Annotated in this window: 16 protein-coding genes; 14 read left to right on the top strand and 2 right to left on the bottom strand. The window is 58.0% G+C overall.

Annotation, left to right across the window (positions count from 1 at the left end; translation table 11 throughout):
- The first annotated feature begins 6 nt into the window (after positions 1-6).
- The 13 genes from murG to ABVF61_RS04905 all read left to right on the top strand — a co-directional run bounded on the left by murG (position 7) and on the right by ABVF61_RS04905 (position 17,925).
- The gene (gene murG / locus ABVF61_RS04965) at positions 7-1,113 is read left to right on the top strand and encodes an undecaprenyldiphospho-muramoylpentapeptide beta-N-acetylglucosaminyltransferase (protein WP_353992413.1); all 1,107 of its coding nucleotides are present in this window, start codon (positions 7-9) and stop codon (positions 1,111-1,113) included.
- Positions 1,110-2,510 (top strand): UDP-N-acetylmuramate--L-alanine ligase, encoded by a 1,401-nt coding sequence (gene murC / locus ABVF61_RS04960; RefSeq protein WP_353992412.1) that lies wholly within the window; start codon positions 1,110-1,112, stop codon positions 2,508-2,510. The genes murG and murC overlap by 4 nt, the downstream gene beginning before the upstream one ends.
- Positions 2,511-2,522: 12 nt before the next feature.
- On the top strand, positions 2,523-3,494 hold the full coding sequence (murB, locus tag ABVF61_RS04955) for a UDP-N-acetylmuramate dehydrogenase (protein ID WP_353992411.1): 972 nt from the start codon (positions 2,523-2,525) through the stop codon (positions 3,492-3,494).
- A complete protein-coding gene (locus ABVF61_RS04950) occupies positions 3,495-4,421 on the top strand; it encodes a D-alanine--D-alanine ligase (RefSeq protein ID WP_353992410.1) in 927 nt (308 codons plus the stop codon).
- A gap of 23 nt (positions 4,422-4,444) precedes the next feature.
- Entirely contained in the window at positions 4,445-5,323 is an 879-nt protein-coding gene (locus ABVF61_RS04945; protein WP_353993670.1) for a cell division protein FtsQ/DivIB, read from the top strand.
- Between the two features lie 32 nt (positions 5,324-5,355).
- Positions 5,356-6,642 carry a cell division protein FtsA gene (gene ftsA / locus ABVF61_RS04940; protein WP_353993669.1) on the top strand — a complete coding sequence of 429 codons (1,287 nt, stop codon included), beginning with the start codon at positions 5,356-5,358 and terminating at the stop codon, positions 6,640-6,642.
- Between the two features lie 115 nt (positions 6,643-6,757).
- Positions 6,758-8,521: a cell division protein FtsZ gene (gene ftsZ / locus ABVF61_RS04935; protein WP_353993668.1), complete on the top strand. Its 1,764-nt coding sequence runs from the start codon at positions 6,758-6,760 to the stop codon at positions 8,519-8,521.
- 255 nt (positions 8,522-8,776) lie between these two features.
- Complete coding sequence (gene lpxC, locus ABVF61_RS04930) at positions 8,777-9,721, top strand: UDP-3-O-acyl-N-acetylglucosamine deacetylase (protein ID WP_353992409.1); 945 nt, start codon at positions 8,777-8,779, stop codon at positions 9,719-9,721.
- Positions 9,722-9,983: 262 nt separating this feature from the next.
- Positions 9,984-10,796, top strand: coding sequence for an outer membrane protein assembly factor BamD (locus tag ABVF61_RS04925; RefSeq protein ID WP_353992408.1), 813 nt, complete (start codon positions 9,984-9,986; stop codon positions 10,794-10,796).
- Positions 10,797-10,865: 69 nt separating this feature from the next.
- Positions 10,866-12,533: a DNA repair protein RecN gene (recN, locus tag ABVF61_RS04920; protein WP_353992407.1), complete on the top strand. Its 1,668-nt coding sequence runs from the start codon at positions 10,866-10,868 to the stop codon at positions 12,531-12,533.
- Between the two features lie 8 nt (positions 12,534-12,541).
- A complete protein-coding gene (gene ligA, locus ABVF61_RS04915; RefSeq protein ID WP_353992406.1) occupies positions 12,542-14,710 on the top strand; it encodes an NAD-dependent DNA ligase LigA in 2,169 nt (722 codons plus the stop codon).
- A 289-nt stretch (positions 14,711-14,999) separates the two neighbouring features.
- Positions 15,000-17,057: a methyl-accepting chemotaxis protein gene (locus ABVF61_RS04910; RefSeq protein ID WP_353992405.1), complete on the top strand. Its 2,058-nt coding sequence runs from the start codon at positions 15,000-15,002 to the stop codon at positions 17,055-17,057.
- A gap of 571 nt (positions 17,058-17,628) precedes the next feature.
- On the top strand, positions 17,629-17,925 hold the full coding sequence (locus ABVF61_RS04905) for a GIY-YIG nuclease family protein (RefSeq protein WP_353992404.1): 297 nt from the start codon (positions 17,629-17,631) through the stop codon (positions 17,923-17,925).
- A 656-nt stretch (positions 17,926-18,581) separates the two neighbouring features.
- Here ABVF61_RS04905 and ABVF61_RS04900 read toward each other — a convergent pair.
- Entirely contained in the window at positions 18,582-18,755 is a 174-nt protein-coding gene (locus ABVF61_RS04900) for a hypothetical protein (RefSeq protein WP_353992403.1), read from the bottom strand.
- A 125-nt stretch (positions 18,756-18,880) separates the two neighbouring features.
- Between ABVF61_RS04900 and ABVF61_RS04895 the strand changes: the two genes are divergently transcribed.
- Entirely contained in the window at positions 18,881-21,316 is a 2,436-nt protein-coding gene (locus ABVF61_RS04895) for a UvrD-helicase domain-containing protein (protein ID WP_353992402.1), read from the top strand.
- Positions 21,317-21,467: 151 nt separating this feature from the next.
- Here ABVF61_RS04895 and ABVF61_RS04890 read toward each other — a convergent pair whose 3' ends face one another.
- Complete coding sequence (locus ABVF61_RS04890) at positions 21,468-21,959, bottom strand: hypothetical protein (protein ID WP_353992401.1); 492 nt, start codon at positions 21,957-21,959, stop codon at positions 21,468-21,470.
- Positions 21,960-22,129 lie beyond the last annotated feature (170 nt).

Below are 22,129 nucleotides of genomic sequence, written 5' to 3'. Positions count from 1 at the left end.
GAAACCATGAGCAAAACTGTACTCCTTACGGCCGGCGGAACCGGCGGTCACCTGTTCCCGGCACAGGCGCTTGCGAGTGAACTCGGCAGGCGTGGCTGGATCGTTGAGCTGGCGACCGACGAACGTGCCGACAAATACGGGACCATTTTTCCGGCCCGGAACGTCCACATCATTTCCTCCGAAACCATTCGCGGGCGCAATCCGGTTTCAATTGCCAAGACGCTTTTCAGTCTGTTGCGCGGCACCCTTCAGGCCCGGTCCGTTATCAGGACCCTGAAACCGGCCGTTGTTGTGGGGTTCGGTGGGTATCCGACCTTTCCGCCCATGTATGCAGCGCGCCTGACCGGCACACCCTCCATCTTGCATGAAGCAAACGGTGTCATGGGCCGGGCCAACAAGTTGCTGGCAAAGGGTGTCAATGCCATTGCAACCAGCGTTCCGGTTGGCAATTTTCCGGCAGAGCTTTCTGCCAAGGTGGTGGAAACCGGCAACCCTGTCCGCGACGCCGTTCTGGAAGCCGCAGGGCAAGCTTATTCTGCACCGCTCGAAGGTGGCGCGTTTACGTTGCTGGTATTCGGCGGGTCGCAGGGTGCACGATTCTTCTCCGATCTTGTTCCGCCTGCGGTTGAACATTTGCCTGCGGACGTACGGAGCCGGCTGAAGATCGTTCAGCAGTGCAGGCCGGAAGACATTGAGCGCGTTCAAAAGGTCTATGAGAGCCTTGATGTTGACGCCGAGTGCGCACCGTTCTTTCAGGACATGCCGCAGCGCATCGCTGCGTCTCATCTTGTCCTCTGCCGTTCGGGCGCATCGTCGGTCAGTGAACTCAGCGTTCTTGGCCGCCCGTCGATTCTCGTTCCTCTGCCTGGCGCTATCGATCAGGATCAGGCCGCCAATGCAAAGGTCTTGGAAGCGGCGGGCGGAGCCTGGCCGATCCGGCAGTCAGAGCTCGATCCGCAGAGGCTTGCAGAAGAACTCATTCGCCTCATGAACGCGCCGGAGCAGCTGGTTACGGCTGCCGAAAACGCACGCAGCGTCGCTAAGCCGGACGCGGTCAAACGTCTCGCCGACCTGGTTGAAAAGGTCGCTGCACAACAAGGAGAACGGCCATGAAAATGCCGCAGGACATAGGACCGGTCCATTTCGTCGGAATTGGGGGTATCGGCATGAGCGGCATTGCAGAAGTGCTGAAGACCCTTGGCTATCAGGTCCAGGGATCGGACATGGCTGAAAATGCCAACGTTCAACGTCTCCGGTCACATGGTATCCCGGTTGCTGTCGGTCATGCGCCGGAAAACCTGGGCGAGGCGGAAGTTCTCGTCGTGTCGTCTGCTATCAAGAAGGATAATCCTGAACTCGTTGCTGCACGGGAAAAACTAATCCCTGTCGTGCGCAGGGCCGAGATGCTGGCCGAGCTGATGCGATTCAAGCAGGCGATTGCTGTCGGCGGAACGCACGGGAAGACAACAACCACATCCATGGTCGCTGCCTTGCTTGATGCCGGCAACCTCGATCCGACTGTCATCAACGGCGGCATAATCAATGCCTACGGAACCAATGCCCGCATGGGCGGCGGGGACTGGATGGTCGTAGAGGCGGATGAAAGCGACGGGACCTTCGTCAAGCTTCCGGCGGACATTGCCATCGTTACGAATATCGATCCGGAGCATCTCGATCACTACGGTGACTTTGATGGCGTCAAGGCAGCCTTCCGGCAATTTGTCGAAAACGTTCCGTTTTATGGATTCGCTGTCATGTGTCTCGATCATCCCGAGGTTCAGACCATGGTCGGGACGATCGAGGACCGGCGCGTTGTGACCTACGGCACCAACCCGCAGGCCGACGTTCGCTTCACCGATGTCTCCATGGATGGCGGCACGTCCACGTTTTCGGTTGCCATTCGCGACCGGCGTACAGAAGAAGTCGTGGAACTGAAAGATCTGGTTTTGCCCATGCCCGGGCTGCACAATGTTTCCAATGCCACGGCCGCGATTGCCATTGCCTCGCAGCTGGGTGTCGGACCGGAAGACGTGAAAAAAGGCATTTCCGCGTTCGGAGGCGTAAAGCGCCGCTTCACGCACACCGGGACTGTAGACGGTGTGCAGATATTCGACGACTACGGCCATCATCCGGTGGAAATCAAGGCGGTCCTTCACGCCGCGCGCGAGTCGACGCAAGGCAATGTCATCGCAATCATGCAGCCTCATAGGTATACGCGTCTTCACAGTCTTTTCGATGACTTTTCCAACTGTTTCAACGATGCCGACACGGTCATTATCGCTCCGGTTTACGCAGCCGGTGAACAACCCATCGAGGGTGCAAGCCACACCGATCTGGTTTCGGGTATGAAAACCCGAGGCCACCGGCAAGTTCTGTCCATAGACAGTCCGGAAGAACTGCCGGGCCTGATCAAGGACATCGCGCAGCCGGGTGATTTCGTCATTTGTCTTGGTGCCGGCAACATCACGCAGTGGGCCTATGCCCTGCCAAAACAGCTTGAAGCGCTGTGAAGGCGGGAAGTCATGATTTATCCCGACCTTCTCGCTGAATATCCGGACCTCTTAGAAGGAACTCGCGGCAAGCTGACCGCCAATCAGCCCTTGTCAGCGGTGACCTGGTTTCGAACCGGTGGACCGGCGCAGCTGCTGTTCCAGCCGGCCGACGAGGACGATCTTGCGGCCTTTCTGAGGAAACTGCCTGCTCATGTTCCCATCCTGCCAGTCGGACTTGGTTCCAACCTCCTGGTTCGCGATGGTGGGCTGGAAGGGGTTGTCATCCGTCTCAGCGCAAAAGGTTTTGGTGCTATAGAACAAGTTGGTGAAAACCGCCTCAAGGCCGGTGCCGCGGTTCCGGACAAGCGGCTCGCCGAAGCGGCGGCGAAGGCAGGGCTAGGCGGTTTTGCCTTCTACACCGGCATTCCCGGAGGCTTGGGTGGCGCCTTGCGTATGAACGCGGGGGCGCACGGAACGGAAACCCGCGAGCGCATGGTCGAGCTGACAGCCCTGGACCGGCATGGCGAGAGACATTTTCTGAGCAACAGCGACATGGGATACGCGTACCGTCACTCGTCGGCCTCGCGTGATCTGATTTTTACCGGAGCTGTTTTTGAAGGCATCCGGCAGGACGAAGCGTCAATTCGGCAGGAAATGGCAGATGTTGTCGCACACAGGGAAAAGGCTCAGCCAATCCGGGAAAAGACCGGAGGTTCGACCTTCAAGAACCCACCCGGCAGCTCTGCCTGGAGGGAAGTCGATGCGGCGGGATGCAGGGGCCTGACCGTCGGCGGCGCCCAGATGTCCGAAATGCACTGCAACTTTATGATCAACACCGGATCGGCAACGGGTCACGATTTGGAGCTGCTCGGGGAAACGGTGCGTGCGCGTGTTCTGAAGCACAGCGGTATTCGTCTGGAATGGGAAATCAAACGGCTTGGGCGTTTCGGCGAGACCGGAACGGTTGAGCCGTTTCTGGGACAGGAAGGGGAGGCCGCGTAAATGGCCAAGAAACACGTTGCCGTCCTCATGGGCGGTTGGGTCAACGAGCGTCCCGTCAGCCTGACAAGCGGCCGCGAATGCGCGGATGCCCTTGAAGAGGCCGGCTATAAGGTCACCCGGGTGGATGTGGACCGGAACATTTCCGCCGTTCTTCAAAAACTGAAGCCGGATGTCGCCTTCAATGCCTTGCATGGCCCCTTCGGCGAAGACGGCTGCGTACAGGGAATTTTAGAATTTCTTAATATTCCCTACACCCACTCCGGAGTGATGGCTTCAAGCCTTGCGATGCACAAGATCAAGGCCAAGGCAGTGATGCAGGCAGCCGGAATCCCGGTCACCCATGACATTATTGTGAATCGCCATAACATCCAGCGCGAGCACCCCATGGAGCCGCCGTATGTTCTGAAACCGATCAATGAAGGGTCGAGCTTCGGTGTCCTGATTGTCAAGGAAGATCAAGAGTTTCCGCCGCAAGAGCTGAGCAGGGCAGACTGGCCTTATCCCGATGTCTTGATGTGCGAAAAGTTTATCGACGGCCGGGAGCTCACCTGCGCTGTCATGGATGACAAGGCGCTCGGGGTGATCGACATCGTGCCGATGGGCCACAGCTTCTACGATTATGATGCAAAATATGTTGAAGGCGGTTCAAAACACATTCTTCCTGCAAAAATTTCACCGATTGTTTACCAAACCATAGAGACACTAGCGGTTAAGGCGCATCAGGCTTTGGGATGCCGAGGTGTTTCCCGGGCCGATTTCCGATTCGATGAACGCGAAGACGGGACCGGAGAACTGATTTGCCTTGAAGTGAACACGCAACCAGGCATGACGCCCACCTCTCTTGTGCCGGAAATGGCGGCCCATAAGGGGATGAGTTTCAAGGATCTGGTCAGTTGGATGGTTGAGGACGCGAGTTGCTGTCGCTAGGTCGCAAATGGAAAAGGGACGTGATGACCCCGCTGGAGGCTGAACTGGCCCCGCGCGGACGGGGTGTGTCGCGTTTGCACCGGCAGCCCGTATGGCGGTCGGCCGGGCGGCTTGCCGACCTGCCGCGGTGGACCGGTTCTGCTGCTGCGCTTGGTTTCTTAACCTTAACAATTGGTTATGGAATAGTCATAGGCGGTCATGGCCGGATTGTCTCCGATGCCCTGCTGTCTGCTGCGGGGTTCGGCATTGAAGCTGTGAAGCTTTCCGGGCAACGCGAGATCAACGAATTTCAGATCCTCGAAGCTTTGGAAATCCACGAGGGGACATCGCTTGCGCTTTTTGATGCTGTTGGCGCGCGCGAGCGGCTCAACGCGATGGCCTGGGTCAAAGCTGCGTCCGTGATGAAGCTCTATCCGAGCACCTTGCAGATCAAGATCGAGGAGAAAATCCCCTATGCGCTCTGGCAGCGTGGGGAGCTGGTCTCAATCGTTAACGAAGCTGGTGACGTAATCACCGACGATGTCGACGGGCGCTACGCCAATCTGCTGCTTGTGGTCAATCACGGTGCGCAGCGCCGGGCCGTCGAGATCAATACCGCGCTTGAAAGTGTGCCGGAACTGCGCCCGCGGGTGCGGGCCGCGTTTCTGATCAGCGACCGGCGCTGGGACCTACAACTGGAAAACGGGATATCGATCCGCTTGCCGGAACAGAATATCGAAGCTGCACTTGCCGACCTTGTCGGAATGGATGAAGACAGCGGATTGCTGTCGCGCGATATCGTAGCCATCGACATGCGCCTGGCGGACCGGGTCACGGTGCGCCTTTCTGACGAAGCGGCCGAGCAGCGCAAGATCATGACCGGCGGACGCAACCGCTCCGGCAACACGGAGCAGGACACTTGAGCCGTTCCGACAAAAATCTCTATTTGCCGAGAATGCGGCCCCTGCCAACCCGGCGGTCCGTGATCATGTCGGTCCTTGATGTCGGGTCGACAAAGATCTGCTGCCTGATCGCGAAACTTGTGCCGCATGAGGACAACGCCGTCCTGTCGAGCCGGTCCCACAAAGTCGAGGTGCTTGGCTACGGATACCAGCGCTCACGCGGGATCAAGTCCGGTGTCGTCGTCGATATGGACGCGGCGGAGCAGGCGATCCGGCTTGCGGTCGACAGCGCGGAACGCATGGCCGGTGTCACAGTCGAATCCCTGATTGCAAACATCAGCTGCGGCCGCTTGCAGAGTGAAGTTTACAGCGCCGGCGTGCCGCTTGCCGGCGACAGCGTGTCCGAAGCGGACATTCAGAGGGTTTTGTCAGCTGGTTCGAGCCACTCGGTAACCGATGGACGTGCTGTAACGCACGCCTTGCCGATCTCCTATTCGCTTGATGGCAGCCGCGGGATCCGCGATCCGCGCGGCATGATGGGGCACAAGCTGGGTGTCGACATGCAGGTGGTAACCGCGGAAGTTCCGCCGGTGCGCAATCTGGAACTCTGCATCAACCGCGGTCATCTGCATGTGGAAACAATGGTCGCGACGCCCTTTGCGAGCGGCCTCTCCACCATTGTTGACGATGAGGCTGAACTCGGTGTCGCCTGCATCGATATGGGCGGCGGAACGACCACACTTTCCGTGTTCGTTGACGGCCATATGGTTCACCTCGATGCAATTGCGGTCGGTGGCAACCATGTGACCACCGATATTGCCCGCGCATTTGCAACGCGTTTGCAAGATGCGGAGCGTTTGAAAACACTTTACGGCTCGCCGCTGGCGTCGAGCTCTGATGATCGCGACCTGCTGACGGTCCCGCCGCTTGAAAGCGACAGCGATCTGCCAAATCAAATCCCTCGCTCGGCGCTGACACGTGTCATTCGTCCGCGCGTGGAAGAAATCCTTGAACTCGTGAGAGATCGCCTGACCGAATCCGGCTTTGCAGGCCGGGTCGGCAAGCAGATCGTTCTGACAGGGGGCGCCAGTCAGCTTACGGGTCTTGGAGAGGTTGCGCGTCACATTCTGGGCCGCAACGTCCGTCTTGGCCGGCCTCTAGGCGTCGCCGGTCTTCCCGAGGCTGCCAAAGGACCGGCCTTTGCCGCTGCTGTTGGCCTCTTGATTTATCCGCAAGTCGCTCAAATCGAACAGTTCGAACACAAGAACCGTCGAGTGGGGTGGGGCGGACAATCTGGTTACCTGGCCCGTGTGGGCCAGTGGATCAGGGAAAGCTTCTGACGACATGAGCCAAGAAGACGACAACCAGGAATTGGAGCTGCCGGGAGCGGCAGTTGAAGTTTGGGAAGAAGACGGATCTCCCGTATCGGGGGATCCAATGGGTCGCGAGGATAATATGACCATTAACCTGAAGATGCCCGACATTCAGGAGCTGAAACCGCGCATTACGGTCTTCGGCGTCGGCGGTGCGGGCGGAAATGCCGTCAATAACATGATCACAGCAGGCCTCCAGGGGTGCGACTTTGTTTGCGCCAATACGGATGCCCAGGCACTGGCCATGAACCATTCCGACCGGCTCGTCCAGATGGGCGTTGCCGTGACGGAGGGTCTTGGCGCCGGCTCACAGCCGGAAGTCGGTTCAGCCGCAGCCGAGGAAGTGATCGACGAAATCAACGATCACCTGTCCGGATCGCACATGGTGTTCATCACCGCCGGCATGGGCGGTGGTACCGGCACAGGTGCTGCGCCTGTGATTGCCCGCGCGGCGCGCGAACAGGGCATTCTGACCGTCGGTGTTGTCACCAAGCCGTTCCAGTTCGAAGGTGCGCGGCGGATGCGCATTGCCGACTCCGGCATCGACGAGCTGCAACGCAATGTCGACACGCTTATCGTGATCCCGAACCAGAACCTGTTCCGGATTGCAAATGCGCAGACGACGTTTGCAGATGCCTTCGCCATGGCCGACCAGGTGCTTTATTCCGGTGTTGCCTGCATCACCGACCTGATGGTCAAGGAAGGCCTCATCAATCTCGACTTTGCCGACGTCCGCTCCGTTATGCGCGGTATGGGCAAGGCCATGATGGGAACGGGAGAGGCAAGCGGCGAGAAACGCGCGCAGCAGGCTGCTGAAGCGGCGATTGCCAATCCGCTGCTTGACGAATCCTCCATGAAGGGTGCCAAGGGACTGTTGATTTCGATCACCGGCGGCAACGATCTCACGTTGTTCGAAGTGGACGAGGCAGCAACCCGGATCCGCGAGGAAGTTGATTCCGATGCCAACATCATCCTGGGCGCGACCTTCGATGAAACGCTCGATGGCATCATCCGGGTCTCGGTCGTGGCGACCGGCATCGACAAGGAGGCGGGCTTTGAAGCGGCTCCGTTTCCCTCACCGGCAGAACAGTCTCTGAAAACTGAAGCTCCTGTGATGTCCCGCCCGGCGGAAATCGCAACGCAAAAGTCGGCTCCGGCCGCCTCAAAACCGGGTGCTGCGAGTGCTGCTGCGCAAGCAGTTGCCAACCTGGAAAAGGAACTTGCCATTCCTGAGCCGGCACCGGTCGCCGTTGCAAGCGATCCTGACGTCGAGATCAAACGGGTCAAACCGGCCAGCACACCGCTGGCGGAAAAAACACCGATGATGGATCTGGAAGAAGATGCACCGGCGCCTGTCGTGGAAGAGGCTCCGGTCAGTCAGCCTTACATCCCCCCGGTGGCTGAAGAGCACAGCCCGGCACCGCGCATGCCGCGCGTAGAGGACTTCCCGCCGATCGCTCAGCGTGAAATCCTTGCACAGCAGGCCCCGGCGCAGCCGCAGCCCGTTGCTCAGAAGCCGGCTCCGTCTCCCGCTCCAGCGCCTGCGCACAATGCAGTTGACGAGTATGGGGATGAAGATCGCCGTCCGATGGGCTTGCTGCGCAGGCTCGCCAGCGGTCTTGGCCGTCGTGAAGACGAAGAGGAGCAGGAAGTCGAGGCTCCGGTCGCCCGCAAGGCACCGCAGCTGCAGCCGGCTCCAGCACCACGTACGCCGCAACCGAGGGCATCTTCGTCAGGCGCGACAGGCAATCTGGACGATACCGGCCGAGCTGCGCCCAAGCCGGTCAGTACCGCAGATGACGAGCAGTTGGAGATCCCGGCGTTCCTGCGCCGTCAGGCCAACTGATTCGTTTTGCGATCTTCTTCCCGGATCGCGGCAGCCCGGAGCGCAAGTTTCGGGCTGCTTCCCTAACGTAATAATTTCCTCTTTTAATTCAATAATTTGCGCGCCTGTGGATCGTTACAAACCGTAATAAAGCTTTATTTCGCTCTACTGAGGAACACGACTATCTTCGCGACCAACTGGTGATCGTTAAAAGTCCGTATGTGCATTGGGGCAAATTAAGGGCTTTTCGGTCGCAAACCGGAAGGGCTGGGTTTTATGACCACACATGTTGACCGACAGACGACGCTTGCCGAGCAGGTAACGCTGACCGGGATCGGCGTTCACTCGGGAAAACCCGCGTCGATCACGCTGGTCCCTGCAGATGCAGGCGTCGGTGTCGTGTTCACACGCACAGACCAGGACAGCGCTGCCGAGGTGCCCGCGCTTTGGGACAAGGTGTCGGCAACGGCACTTTGCACGGTCCTTGGCGATCCCTCCAAAGACGGAATTTCGACAGTCGAACATCTCATGGCAGCCCTGTTCGGCATGGGTGTCGACAATGTGATCGTTGAAATCGACGGTCCGGAAATGCCGATAATGGACGGCAGCAGCGCCGTTTTTGTCGAGGCAATCGAACAGGTCGGCCTGAAGAAGCTCGACCGCGGTCGCCGCTATCTCAAGATCAATAAAACAGTTCGCGTAGACAATGGCAGCGCGTGGTGCGAATTGCACCCGCATGAGGGTACGAAGTTCGACATCACCATCGATTTCGACACGCCGGTGATCGGCCGGCAACAGTTCGTGTCGGAAATGACACCGGATGTTTTCCGCAATGACTTGTCGCGGGCCCGCACGTTCGGCAACGTCAAGGATGTTGAGCAGCTCTGGAAGATGGGATTTGCCCTCGGGTCCTCCCTGGACAATTCGGTCGCCATTTCCGAGGACAAGGTTCTGAACCCTGAAGGTACCCGTTGGCCGGACGAGTTTGCACGGCACAAAGCACTTGACGCGGTTGGCGATCTTGCCCTGGCAGGTCTGCAGATCATGGGCATGTACCGGTCCTATAAGGGCGGTCACAAGATGAACCACGCGGTGCTTGTCAAGCTGTTTGAAGATCCGGATGCATTCGATATTGTCGAAGCTCCGGCCTTCAGGCAGGTCGGTCAGGTCAGCAAAGGCGGACTTGCCGCCGCCGCCGCTTTTGGCCCGGACGTCTCCTGAGCCGATTTCCAGACGTTTGTGTCCGGTGAACAGTGTTTTCTTCGGATTTCGCTGCAATTTAGGTACGTTGCCATAAAAATGCTCTAAAAAACCGTCACATGGCCGGTTAAGACGTGACGGGGACAGGGGACTTCCGTTAAACACTCCTGTCAAAGAATAGATAGGCCGGGAAAACCTGTACGGCCGCATGGACCGGGGACGGTCCGGGAGTAAAGGTGTGAACGGAATTGTAGCTGGTTCTGATGTGAGCGGGACCTTTCGCATGAAATTCATTTTGAAGTTAGCGGCCGTTGCGGCCCCTCTGCTTCTTGCTGCCTGCAGCGGCAAGGAAGATCTTGATGAGTTGGCGCTGAATGACACGCCGCCGGAAGTTCTTTTCAATGAAGGTCTCGCGCTCCGCGCCGAGGGCAAGCTGCGCGACTCCACGACCAAGTTCGAAGAGATCGACAAGCTCTATCCCTATTCTGAATATTCCAAGAAGTCGCTGGTCAACCTGGCATACCTCAACTATTCGCGCGGCAAATACCCGGAAACCGTAACGGCAGCCCGGCGCTTCGTAACGCTCTATCCCGGTGACGAAGATTCAGCTTACATGCTCTATCTCGCCGGTCAGAGCTATTATCGCCAGATGCCCGATATCACGCGTGACCAGGCGGTTACACGCAAAGCGGCCGGCGCGTTCACTGAACTTATCCAGCGGTTCCCGGAATCTGAGTATGCTCCCGATGCTGAAGAGAAACTGCGCATCGTGGAAGATCAGCTTGCCGGCAAGGAAATGCAGGTCGGCCGCTATTACCTCAAGCGCCGGAACTATGTTGCCGCGATCAATCGCTTCCGTGCCGTCGTCATTGAATTTCAGACCACCCGGCACGTTGAAGAGGCGCTTTTCCGGTTGACGGAAGCCTATTACGCGCTTGGCGTGGTCAATGAATCTCAAACCGCTGCTGCTGTCCTTGGACACAATTATCCGGACACGCAATGGTACAAGGATGCCTATTCGCTTCTGAACAAGGGCGGATACGAGCCTTCCGAAGATTCTGGCAGCTGGATTAGCCGCGCATTCAGGAGTATCTAACGGGTTCTGGAAAGACGACTCGGCTCTTCTATATGATGAGCCGCAACAAAGTCCGAGGAGCTCGCCTTCATGCTGGTCACGCTGTCTATTCGTGACATCGTACTCATTGACCGTCTCGATCTGGATTTTTCCTCTGGCATGTCGGTTCTGACCGGCGAAACCGGTGCCGGCAAGTCGATCCTCCTCGACTCGCTTTCGCTTGCTCTGGGGGCGCGCGGCGACGCGGATCTTGTCCGGCATGGCGAGGCGCAGGGGCAAGTCACGGCGGTCTTCGATGTTGCCGCTAATCATCCGGTGCGATCCTTCCTTCAGGAAAACGATGTCGATGATGACGGCGATGTCATTCTTCGGCGGATCCAGACAGCCGATGGCCGCACGCGAGCCTTTGTCAATGACCAACCGGTAAGCGCTGGTTTATTGCGCCAGGCAGGTGGACTGCTGGTCGAGATCCATGGCCAGCATGATGACCGGGCGCTTGTCGATCCGGACAGCCACCGCGCTTTGATTGATGTTTTTGGCGGACTGACGGGCCAGGCGGAGAAGACCGCGGCTGCATACAATGCGTTCAGATCGGCGGAAAAGGCCGTAATCGATCATGAAAAGCGGATTCAGACCGCCCGTCAGGAAGCAGACTATCTGAGATCATCCGTCAAAGAGCTGTCTGACCTCAAGCCCGAGCCGGAGGAAGAAGACCGTTTGGCCGCCCGGCGAACAGACATGATGCAAGTCGAGAAAATTGCCGGTGATCTCAACGAGGCTTTCGAGACGCTCAACGGTTCGGCGTCTCCCATTCCAGAGCTAGCCAGCCTGCTGCGCCGTCTGGAACGAAAAGCGGATCAGGTGCCTCAACTGCTTGCGCAGCCCGTGAGAACGCTCGCAGAAGCGCTCGACCAGTTGGAAGAAACCCGCAGTGGTCTTGAAAACGCCCTGCGTGAAACCGAGTTTGATCCGCGCGAGCTGGAAAGTGTTGAAGAGAGGCTCTTTGCGCTTAGAGCGGCGTCCCGCAAATACTCAGTCCCAGTGGACGAGCTGAATGCGCTATGCGCACGCATGGCCTCCGACCTTGCCGATCTTGATGCGGGAGAAGACAAGCTGGCAGCGCTTGCCGAGGCGGCTGCAAAGGCGCGGGTTGACTATGACCGGAAGGCAGCGACCCTTTCCGACAAACGTTCCAAGGCGGCACGTGCGCTTGAAAAGGCAGTCGAAGTCGAGCTGCCGGATCTGAAACTGGAACGCGCGCGTTTTCTTGTCGAACTGGCGAGCGATCCGGAACAACGCAGCCGTTCCGGCATTGATCAGCTCGAGTTTCATGTCCAGACGAATCCCGGCACGCGTCCGGGTCCTATGATGAAGGTTGCCTCGGGAGGCGAACTGTCCCGGTTCTTGCTGGCACTGAAGGTGTCCCTTGCGGACAAGGGCTCTGCACCGACGCTGGTCTTCGATGAAATCGACACCGGCGTTGGGGGCGCCGTCGCCGAAGCGATCGGTGTCCGTTTGGCCCGGCTTGCAGACAGTGTCCAGGTTCTGACCGTAACCCATGCACCGCAGGTGGCTGCTCGGGCGGAAGGGCACTTCCTGATCGCCAAGGAAGCGGCCAAGCCTGATCGCGTTGCAACCCGCGTCCAGAGGATCGACGAGGATCATCGCAGCGAGGAAATTGCCCGCATGCTTGCGGGGAGCGTGATTACCGAAGAGGCGCGGGCCGCCGCCCGCAAGCTTCTGACGGCAGCAGAATAGGGGCGGCCATGAACGGGACTACGGGCGAGAGCTTGGAGATCAAGGATATCGCTGTTGATGATCTGTCTGCCGATCAGGCACAGGCGGAGCTCAGCCGTCTTGCCGGGGAGATTGCGGAGCACGACAGACGGTATCACCAGGAAGACGCACCAACGATTTCGGACGCGGTCTATGACGCCCTGCGCAAAAGGAATTCCGCCATCGAGGGCCGTTTTCCGGATTTGGTACTGGCGGATGGGCCTTCGGTTCAGGTGGGAGCGGCGCCAGCGAGCGGTTTCGGCAAGATCGCGCACACCGTTCCAATGCTGTCGCTCGACAATGCCTTCAATGACGAAGACGTGCAGGACTTTGTTGGGCGCGTGCGCCGGTTCCTGAAGTTCGACCCGCTGATGGGAGCGCTTGCCGTTACGGCCGAGCCGAAGATCGACGGTCTGTCACTCTCCCTGCGCTATGAGCAAGGCGAACTGGTTTACGCTGCGACCCGGGGTGACGGGACCACCGGCGAGAATGTCACCGCCAATGCCAGAACAATCAAGGACATCCCGGAAAGGCTCATCGGTGAGGTTCCAGAAGTTGTCGAGGTGCGCGGCGAAGTCTATATGGCGCACAAGGACTTTGAGGATCTGAACAAACGCATGGAGGCAAATGGCGGCAAGGTTTTTGCCAATCCGCGCAATGCCGCCGCAGGGTCCTTAAGGCAGCTCAAGTCCGAGATCACCGCATCGCGTCCGCTCAGGTTCTTTGCGTATGCCTGGGGTGAGATGAGCGCGGTGCCTTCAGAGACCCAGTCCGGGATGGTCGAATTGTTTGAGGCCTGGGGTTTCAGGATCAATCCCCTGATGAAGCGCTGCGAAACCGTGGAGGAACTCCTTGGCGTCTATCACGGCATAGAAGAGGATCGGGCCCGGCTCGACTACGACATCGACGGCGTGGTCTACAAGGTCGACCGGCTTGATTTGCAGGAGCGTCTCGGCTTTGTGTCGCGATCGCCGCGGTGGGCTATTGCGCACAAGTTCCCGGCAGAACAAGCCTACACGGTTCTGAACGATATCGAGATTCAAGTCGGCCGCACCGGCGCCCTGACACCGGTTGCAAAGCTGGAACCGATCACGGTCGGCGGCGTGGTGGTTTCCAATGCAACGCTGCACAATGAAGATTACATCAAGGGCATCGGACAAGACGGTGAGCCAATCCGCGACGGCAAGGATCTCAGGGTCGGAGACACCGTGAAAATCCAACGCGCCGGCGACGTCATTCCGCAGATCGTCGACATCGATCTGGACAAGCGCCCCGCCGATGCTAAACCGTTCGACTTTCCGACCGTCTGTCCGGCCTGCGGCAGTCATGCCGTTCGGGAGAAGAACGAAAAAACGGGCCGTGTCGATGCCGTCAGGCGCTGCACAGGCGGTCTGATCTGCCCTGCGCAGGCAACGGAAAAGCTCAAGCACTTCGTCTCCCGTAATGCCTTCGATATCGAAGGCTTTGGCGACAAGCAGGTCGACGCCTTTTATAAGGATGGCCTGGTTATGGCTCCTGCCGACATCTTCACGCTGGAGGAACGGGACGCGCGCTCGCTGACCAAACTGCGCAATCGTGAAGGGTGGGGCGATCAGTCTGCGAGAAACCTGTTTGATGCGATCAATCAGCGCCGGTCGGTTGAACTCCATCGGTTCATCTTTGCGCTTGGCATTCGACACGTCGGTGAGGGGAACGCGAAGCTCCTGGCCAGGGCTTACGGATCCTGGTCTGTCTTTTATGACGCGATGCAAGCGGCTCATGACGAAACTGGAGAAGCCTGGACGGACCTGAACGACATTGACGGGATCGGGCACATTGTTGCCGAGGCGCTTGTCGAGTTTTTTGCTGAAACACACAATCGCGATCAGCTTGATGCGCTTTTGGGGGCAGTTTCGCCTCAGGATGCGGAAAAAGTGGATGCGTCAGGATCTCCGGTTGCCGGCAAAACCGTCGTCTTTACCGGGTCGCTGGAGCGTATGACGCGTGACGAGGCGAAGGCAATGGCCGAACGTCTTGGCGCCAAGGTTTCCGGTTCCGTGTCGAAAAAGACGGATCTCGTCGTGGCAGGCCCTGGCGCCGGGTCGAAGCTGAAGAAGGCACAGGACCTTGAGATCGAGGTGATTTCGGAAGATGGCTGGTTTGATCTGGTTGGGGCTTGAGTTACAGGATTGAGAGCGCTTTCATCCAGGTCTCACCTCATTTGGTTTTTGATGCCATTTAAGGGCTGCGTGACCAAGCTGGAAGTCTCAGTATTTGTCCGAACGCATAACTGACATTGTAAAAAATGACAGTAATACACAAATTAGTTATACCACCTGAAATTGAACCGTTTGACATTTTGTGATTTCGGCGTCGTATTTTGCAAAGTAGGTGTTTGACGTTAAGTAACAAGTAATGCGTCCCCGTCACAGTTTCAGGAAGGTTTTCCGTTCTGGAGGGGACAACAACATGAAGCGCATCAAGCTTCAGATCGCTGCGCTCGCTGGTGTGCCGATGCTTGCGGTGGTCGGTTTCGCGACTTTTAGTGTTTATGAAAAGTCGGTTGAATTGTCGCATCACGACTATATGCGGCCTATGACACGCATCGCCGAAGACAGCGGCAATCTCATTCACGAGCTGCAAAAAGAACGCGGCATGAGCGTGAGCCTGATAAAATCGGACTATGATCCGGCGATCAGGGCGAAGCTGGATGCGCAACGCCCGAAATCGGATGCCGCACTGAAGACTTTCGACGACCATCTCGCCGACCTTGATCTCAACGACGAGGAAATGTTGGCCGATCTTCAGCACGTTGCTGAGGAGGTCCACAAGACCGGGGACTTCCGTAAGGCGGTTGACGCCAAGCAGTTCACCGTTGGGGACGTCATCAAGGGATACACCAAGGAAGTGCATGAGCTGATCCACGTGATCGGCGTCACGACGGAGTCCAGCCCTTCGCAGGAAATCACATCGGAGTTGCTGCCTTATCTGACGATCGTCGAGGCCATGGAATCCGGTGGCCTTGAACGAGCGACCGGAGCAGCGCTGCTCAACGAATTCAATCTCACCGGAAATGTGAACCTCAAGACATTCAAGTCGGTGATGACTCACTACGGCGGTGAGGCGGCCTTCATGAAGGAATTTGAGTCCGTTGCGCTTCCTGAACACAAGGCAATGATGAAGGAGATGGTCAAGGGAGCAGATGTGGACCAGGCTCTGGCCTGGAGGGAACTGATCCACGCTTTGCCCGAAACAAAAGATTCCCAGGGTCTTGAAGGCTCGGTCTGGTTCGCAATGGCGACCAAGCGGCTCAACCTCATGAAAGGCCTGTCCGATGAGCTGATCCACCGGGCAGAAGCGGCCGCCGACGCTGATTCCGTGCGGCTCAATTCTGAGATTTTCTGGCTTACCGTTGTCGCTGTTGCCCTGACCGGATTGGCACTGGCACTGGCCATTCATCAGGTGTTTGCAATAAGCAAGACGCTGAGCCGTCAACGTGATTCAATCGCCCTGCTTGCGGATGGCAATCTGGACGTCGAAATCACAGACACGGATCGTCCGGACGAAATTGGCGATATCGCCCGCGCATCTGAAGTCTTCCGCAACAACCTTATCCGCCAGAACGAACTGGAAGAAGAGGCTGAAGCCGGCCGCGTTCTGCGCCGCCAGCGCCGTGCCCAGCTGGAAAACGCAATTGGGCATTTTGAGACCTCGGTCACTGCAATCCAGACCCAGTTGGCCGCCGAAACCGAAGGCGTCAGCAGCAACGCCAATGAAATGGTGACGATCGCCCTTCACGCGGACGAAAGCGCGCGGGCAGCCAACTCTGCAACGGAAGAAGCAACGACCAACGTTCAAACGGTTGCTTCCGCGGCTGCGGAGCTGTCAGCTTCGATCGGGGAGATTTCGCGGCAGGCAGCAACTGCGACCGAGATTTCCTCCACCGCCGCCGAGACGGCCGTCTCAGCCGACAAGGACATTTCGCTCCTGGCGGAAACGGCTGACAAGATCGGAGAAGTGGTCGAGATCATCCGGGCAATTGCAGAACAGACAAATCTGCTCGCTTTGAACGCCACCATCGAGGCTGCACGTGCCGGCGAGGCGGGCAAGGGCTTTGCGGTTGTTGCGGCTGAGGTGAAGGAGTTATCCACGCAGACGGCAAAAGCAACCGACGAGATCGCAAGCCAGATCTCCGGTGTTCAGTCTTCGACGCAGAAATCGGTCGCGGCGATCCGCTCGATCGTTGAGAAGATTGAAGAGGTTCGCTCCGTCAGTGAGACGATCGCGGTTTCGGTGGACGAGCAAAACGCGGCCACCAGCGAGATCACGCAGAGCATTACCTTCGCGTCCGACGGTGCGACGGCCGCCGCGACCAATGTCGCCGGCGTTTCCGGGTCCATCGATCAGACGCGCCAGAAATCGGAAACGCTGAGCGTCTCTGCCGAACAACTCGGCCAGGTCGCATCCCACCTCTCCGAGGCCGTCAACACTTTCCTTGAGGAAGTGCGGGACGAGGAAGCTGCATAAGCCGGTTCCGGTTTCATCTGAAACACCCTCCGAAAATCCCGGTTTGCCATGCATTGGCAGACCGGGATTTTTGCTTTCTGAGGGATTGAGTGGCTCCCCAGACGCAAACCCCCGCCGGTGCGCCTTGCCCTCCCGGTTTGGCGCGTAGCGAACTGACCGGGAACCAGCAACCCCTGCGGTCAAAGGGTCCGCAGTCGGCGGCGATCACTGGATCCCTGACTCCGCAGGGATGACAACAGAGAAATTTTTCCCGCGCGCGTGCGGGTTTGCTTGTCATCCCGGCTTGGCGCGCAGCGTCAAGGCCGGGATCCAGTACTCCCGGTGGTGGCCGGGGCCGCAGGCGCCGGCGGTTACTGGATCCCTGCCTTCGCAGGGATGACAAGTTGGGGAATTCCCACGCACAAACAAAGCGTTTGTCATCCCGGTTTGACGTTTAGCGTCAAGACCGGGATCCAGTACTCTCTGAAGTGATAGGGTCCGTGGGCACTTGCGATTGCCGGTTCTCTGATTTCGCTGGGATGGCAAGTTGGGGTAATGTGCTTTTTTCATTTCAGAGTTGTGGAAGTTCATTGTGCACTTGGATCAGCAATATTATGTCTACATCCTTGCAAGCAAATTGGGTGGAACGCTTTATGTCGGCGTGACCAACGATTTGTTGGGCCGCGTCAGTCTGCACAAGGTAGGCCTCGGCTGCGCTTTTACGGCAAAATACAAAGTGGGCCTTCTGGTCTACTACGAAGTTCACGAAGACATTGAACAGGCGATCAAGCGCGAGAAGCAAATCAAGCGGTGGAAGCGGGCCTGGAAAACCCGAATGATCGAAGAGCGCAATCCCAACTGGGACGACCTTTTTCCCAAGCTTACCTAGTCCGTGTTGTCCAACCGGTCTGCTGCAGAGCGGAGTGACTAGGATCCAGCAGTCCATGTGGTGACAGGGTCCGCAGGCGTCGGTGAATACTGGATCCCTGCCTGCGCAGGGATGACAACAGTTAGGCTTTCCGGGCGTGTGCGGGTTTGCTTGTCATCCCAGTTTGGCGCGGAGCGGCAAGACCGGGACCCAGTCCTCCCTGCGGCGATAGGGTCCGCAGTCGGCGGCGGTTACTGGATCCCTGCCTGCGCAGGGATGACAACAGTGAGATTCTCTCGCGCATGCGTGCTTTGCTTGTCATCCCGGTTTGCGCTTAGCGGCAAGACCGGAACCCAGTCCTCCCTGCAGTGATTGGAGACGCAGGCGGCGGTGAATGCTGGATCCCTGCCTGCGCAGGGATGACAAAGTGCTCAAGGGGAGCCGCCCCGGCCTTGAGCCGGGGTTAAGCTAGTGCTGAGAGCAGGTCCCGGATCAAGTCCGGGACGGCAATGGAGGGCGGTTTTCGTTTCAGTTGTCGTCAGGGACGCAGCGCAGCGCGAGCCAGGAACCAGTACGCCGCAGCGTTTTTGGTATGGACAACAAGGTGGGTTTACCGGATCCCTGCCTTCGCAGGGATGACGACAGTGAGATTCTCTCGCGCATGTCCGGATTGCTTGTCATCCCGGTTTGACGCGTAGCGTCAAGACCGGGATCCAGTAGTCCCGGTGGCGGTAGAGTTCACAGACTTCGTCGATTGCTGGAACATTGATCTTGCTGGTATGGCGCGCTGAAACAGGTCGCATCAGGTCAATCAGTTTAAGTTCCCGGAAGCGATAAATCTCGGGGTTCATGCACCTTTCCTTGTCCCCATCTAAAGGTGTTTTCACGCCTCGCCAGAAACACTTTGTTGCTATATTGTTCTTCACTGCTAAGACCTTTGGGTCTTGAAGCTTTTACGCAACTGGACCAGCACACCATGGCAGACCCGGGCGGGTATGACGACTCCTACGACGATCCCTTTGAGCCGGCCGCAACGCGCGCCGAGCCGGCGCCTGCGCCGCCGCGTCCGCAGGGCGGCATTGCCGCGCGGGCCATGGCAGCACGCCAGGCACCGGATTATCTGACCGGTCTCAATCCGGAACAAAGACTTGCCGTTGAAACAACGGAGGGCCCGGTACTGGTGCTGGCCGGGGCAGGGACGGGCAAAACCCGCGTTCTGACGACACGCATCGCTCACCTTCTGGCAACAGGCCGCGCCCGGCAGAATGAAATCCTCGCCGTGACCTTCACAAACAAAGCGTCGCGCGAGATGAAGGAACGCATCGCGAAATTCGTCGGCGGCAACGTGGAAGGCATGGCCTGGCTGGGTACGTTCCACTCCATTTGCGTAAAAATCCTCAGAAAACACGCTGAACTCGTCGGCCTGAAATCCAGCTTCACGATCCTGGATACGGATGATCAGATACGACTTATCAAGCAGATCATCCAGGCCGAAGGCCTCGACGACAAGCGGTGGACTGCCAAAACCTTTGCCGGCATTCTCGACGGGTGGAAAAACCGGGCGCTGACCCCGGAGCAGGTGCCGGAGGGAGAAGCCCGGGCCTTTGCCAATGGCAAGGGACGGAGGCTCTACGAAGAGTATCAGGAACGGCTTTCAATCCTGAACGCGGCCGATTTCGGTGACTTGCTATTGCATGTCATCACGCTTTTCAAAACGCAGCCCGATGTTCTGAAGGAATATCAGCGCCGGTTCCGCTACATGCTGGTGGATGAATACCAGGATACCAATATTGCCCAGTATCTTTGGCTGCGCCTTCTGGCACAGGCCAATCCGAACGTGTGCTGCGTTGGTGATGACGATCAGTCGATCTATGGCTGGCGTGGTGCTGAAGTCGACAACATCCTGCGCTTCGAACATGACTTCAAGGGTGCCGTGGTCATCCGACTGGAGCGTAACTACCGCTCGACGAGCCACATTCTGGCGGCGGCTTCCCATCTGATTTCGTTCAACCAGGACAGGCTCGGGAAAACACTTTTCACAGACTTCGAAGAACCCGATCACGATCTGGTCTCCGTTGGGTCCGTCTGGGATTCTGAAGAGGAAGCCCGGACGATCGGAGACGAGATTGAAGCGCTGCAAAGCAAGGGGCATGCGCTGAACGACATGGCTGTGCTCGTGCGTGCGTCGTTCCAGCTGCGCGAGTTCGAAGAAAGATTTGTCACGCTGGGGCTGAATTACCGGGTCATCGGCGGTCCCCGCTTTTACGAACGCATGGAAATCCGTGACGCGCTTGCCTATTTCCGCTGCGTGGTGCAGCCGGCCGACGATCTTGCCTTCGAGCGTATCGTCAACACACCGAAACGCGGACTTGGCGATGCGACCTTGAAACTGGTGCACGGCCTTGCAAGAGCAGACCGTATTCCCCTGATGCAGGCAGCGCAGCAACTGATCGATACGGAGGAGCTGAAGCCCAAGCCACGCAATGCTTTGAAGAATGTGCTCGACAATTTTGAACGCTGGCGGCGCCAGCTTGGCCAGCTCAGCCATATCGAACTGGCCGAGATTATTCTCGACGAGAGCGGATACACGGAGATGTGGCGGTTGGACAGGTCCGCCGACGCGCCCGGGCGGCTCGACAACCTGAAAGAACTCGTGCGCTCAATGGAAGAGTTTGAGTCCTTGGCTGGATTTCTGGAGCACATATCGCTGGTGATGGATCGGGACAGTGCCGACGCCAATGACGCGGTTTCGGTTATGACACTGCACCAGGCCAAGGGGCTTGAGTTCGATACGGTTTTCCTGCCCGGGTGGGAAGAGGGGCTCTTTCCCCACCAGCGTGCGCTCGATGAAAGTGGCCGTGCGGGTTTGGAAGAAGAGCGTCGGCTCGCATATGTCGGGATCACAAGAGCAAAGAAGCGGGCCAAGCTTTATTTCGCTTCCAACAGGCGGATCCACGGGTTGTGGCAATCCACGGTTCCTTCGCGGTTTCTGGACGAGCTTCCCGTCGACCATGTCGAGATTGCGGAACCGTCGTCCAGCTATGGTGGTTATGCGGGCGGCGGCTATGGTCCCTCGCGCTTCGACAACAACGATCCGTTTGAGCGCGGCAGCTATTCGACACCCGGTTGGCAACGGGCACAGCGGGCGCGTCAGTCCGATGATGGTTTTTCCGAAGGGGGCAGGGGATATCAGTCCGCGCGCACGAAACGCCAGGGTCCCTTGACAATCGAAGGAGAACTTGTCGCCAAATCGGTCAGCGAAACGCCATCGGCCTACTCCGTCGGCGAACGGGTGTTCCACATCAAGTTCGGTTATGGGGCAATCACGTCAATCGAGGGCAACAAGCTCACAGTCGATTTTGAAAAGGCTGGCGTCAAAAAAGTGATCGACAGTTTTGTCGAGCGGCATTGACGCTTAGAAACCGAACGGGCCGGCCGCCTGACGACGACCGGCCGCTTCGCAGCGTGCGCTTCAACGGGTTGTTATGGTTCCGAACGGCGCACTGCAGAAAACCTGGCCGTGAGCACCGCGTCGCAGCTCCGAGCAGCAAGGCAAATGGTCATCAGACCTTAAAGTCTGCCAGCAGCGAAGCGGCGTTTGAAGAGGATGTTTCACCGCTCTCGTCGTAAGACGTTCCGGTTTGAACCTGTTCCAGAACGGATGCCATGAACTCCTGGATCAAAGCGTTCAGATCCTGCCCGCCTGAATTGGCCAAGTCACCGAAGCGGGCTTTTGGACCAATCTCGCCTTCTTCGAACAGCGCGCTCAACTGGTCTGCCTGATCCTGCGACAGGGCACCCGCATCCACCTGGTCGGAAAGCAGCGTGTCGAACTTTGCCGCGATCTCCTCTTTGGAGGGTGGACCGGACGAAAAATCAGGCAAGCCGGACGCCTTGCGTTCTTCATGCATGGCATCGAGGGCCGATAGCATGGCTTCAGAGTCTTCCGCACTGATTTCGCCGGTCTCAACCTTTGCTTCCAGTGTGCTTGCCACCTGATCCCTGGGAGAAGTGCCGGGCGGAGGCATCATTGGTGATGCGCCAATTGATATCATCGATTTGCTCCTGAAATGGGGTGAACGCTGCTACTGAAATCACGTTTGAGTTGAGGAGGTTAACGGCCTGTTAACTGGTCGCACTGCTCGTTTTCACCCTGTTTCCCGACAGAATTCCGGAAACATGCGGAAACAACTTTCCGAACTTTCTTGATGAATTTTTGCGGGGA

Source organism: Roseibium sp. HPY-6 (assembly GCF_040530035.1).
GTDB lineage: Bacteria > Pseudomonadota > Alphaproteobacteria > Rhizobiales > Stappiaceae > Roseibium.
The sequence above is the reverse complement of the archived record's forward strand: the minus strand, read 5'-3'. Positions and strand labels throughout refer to the sequence as shown.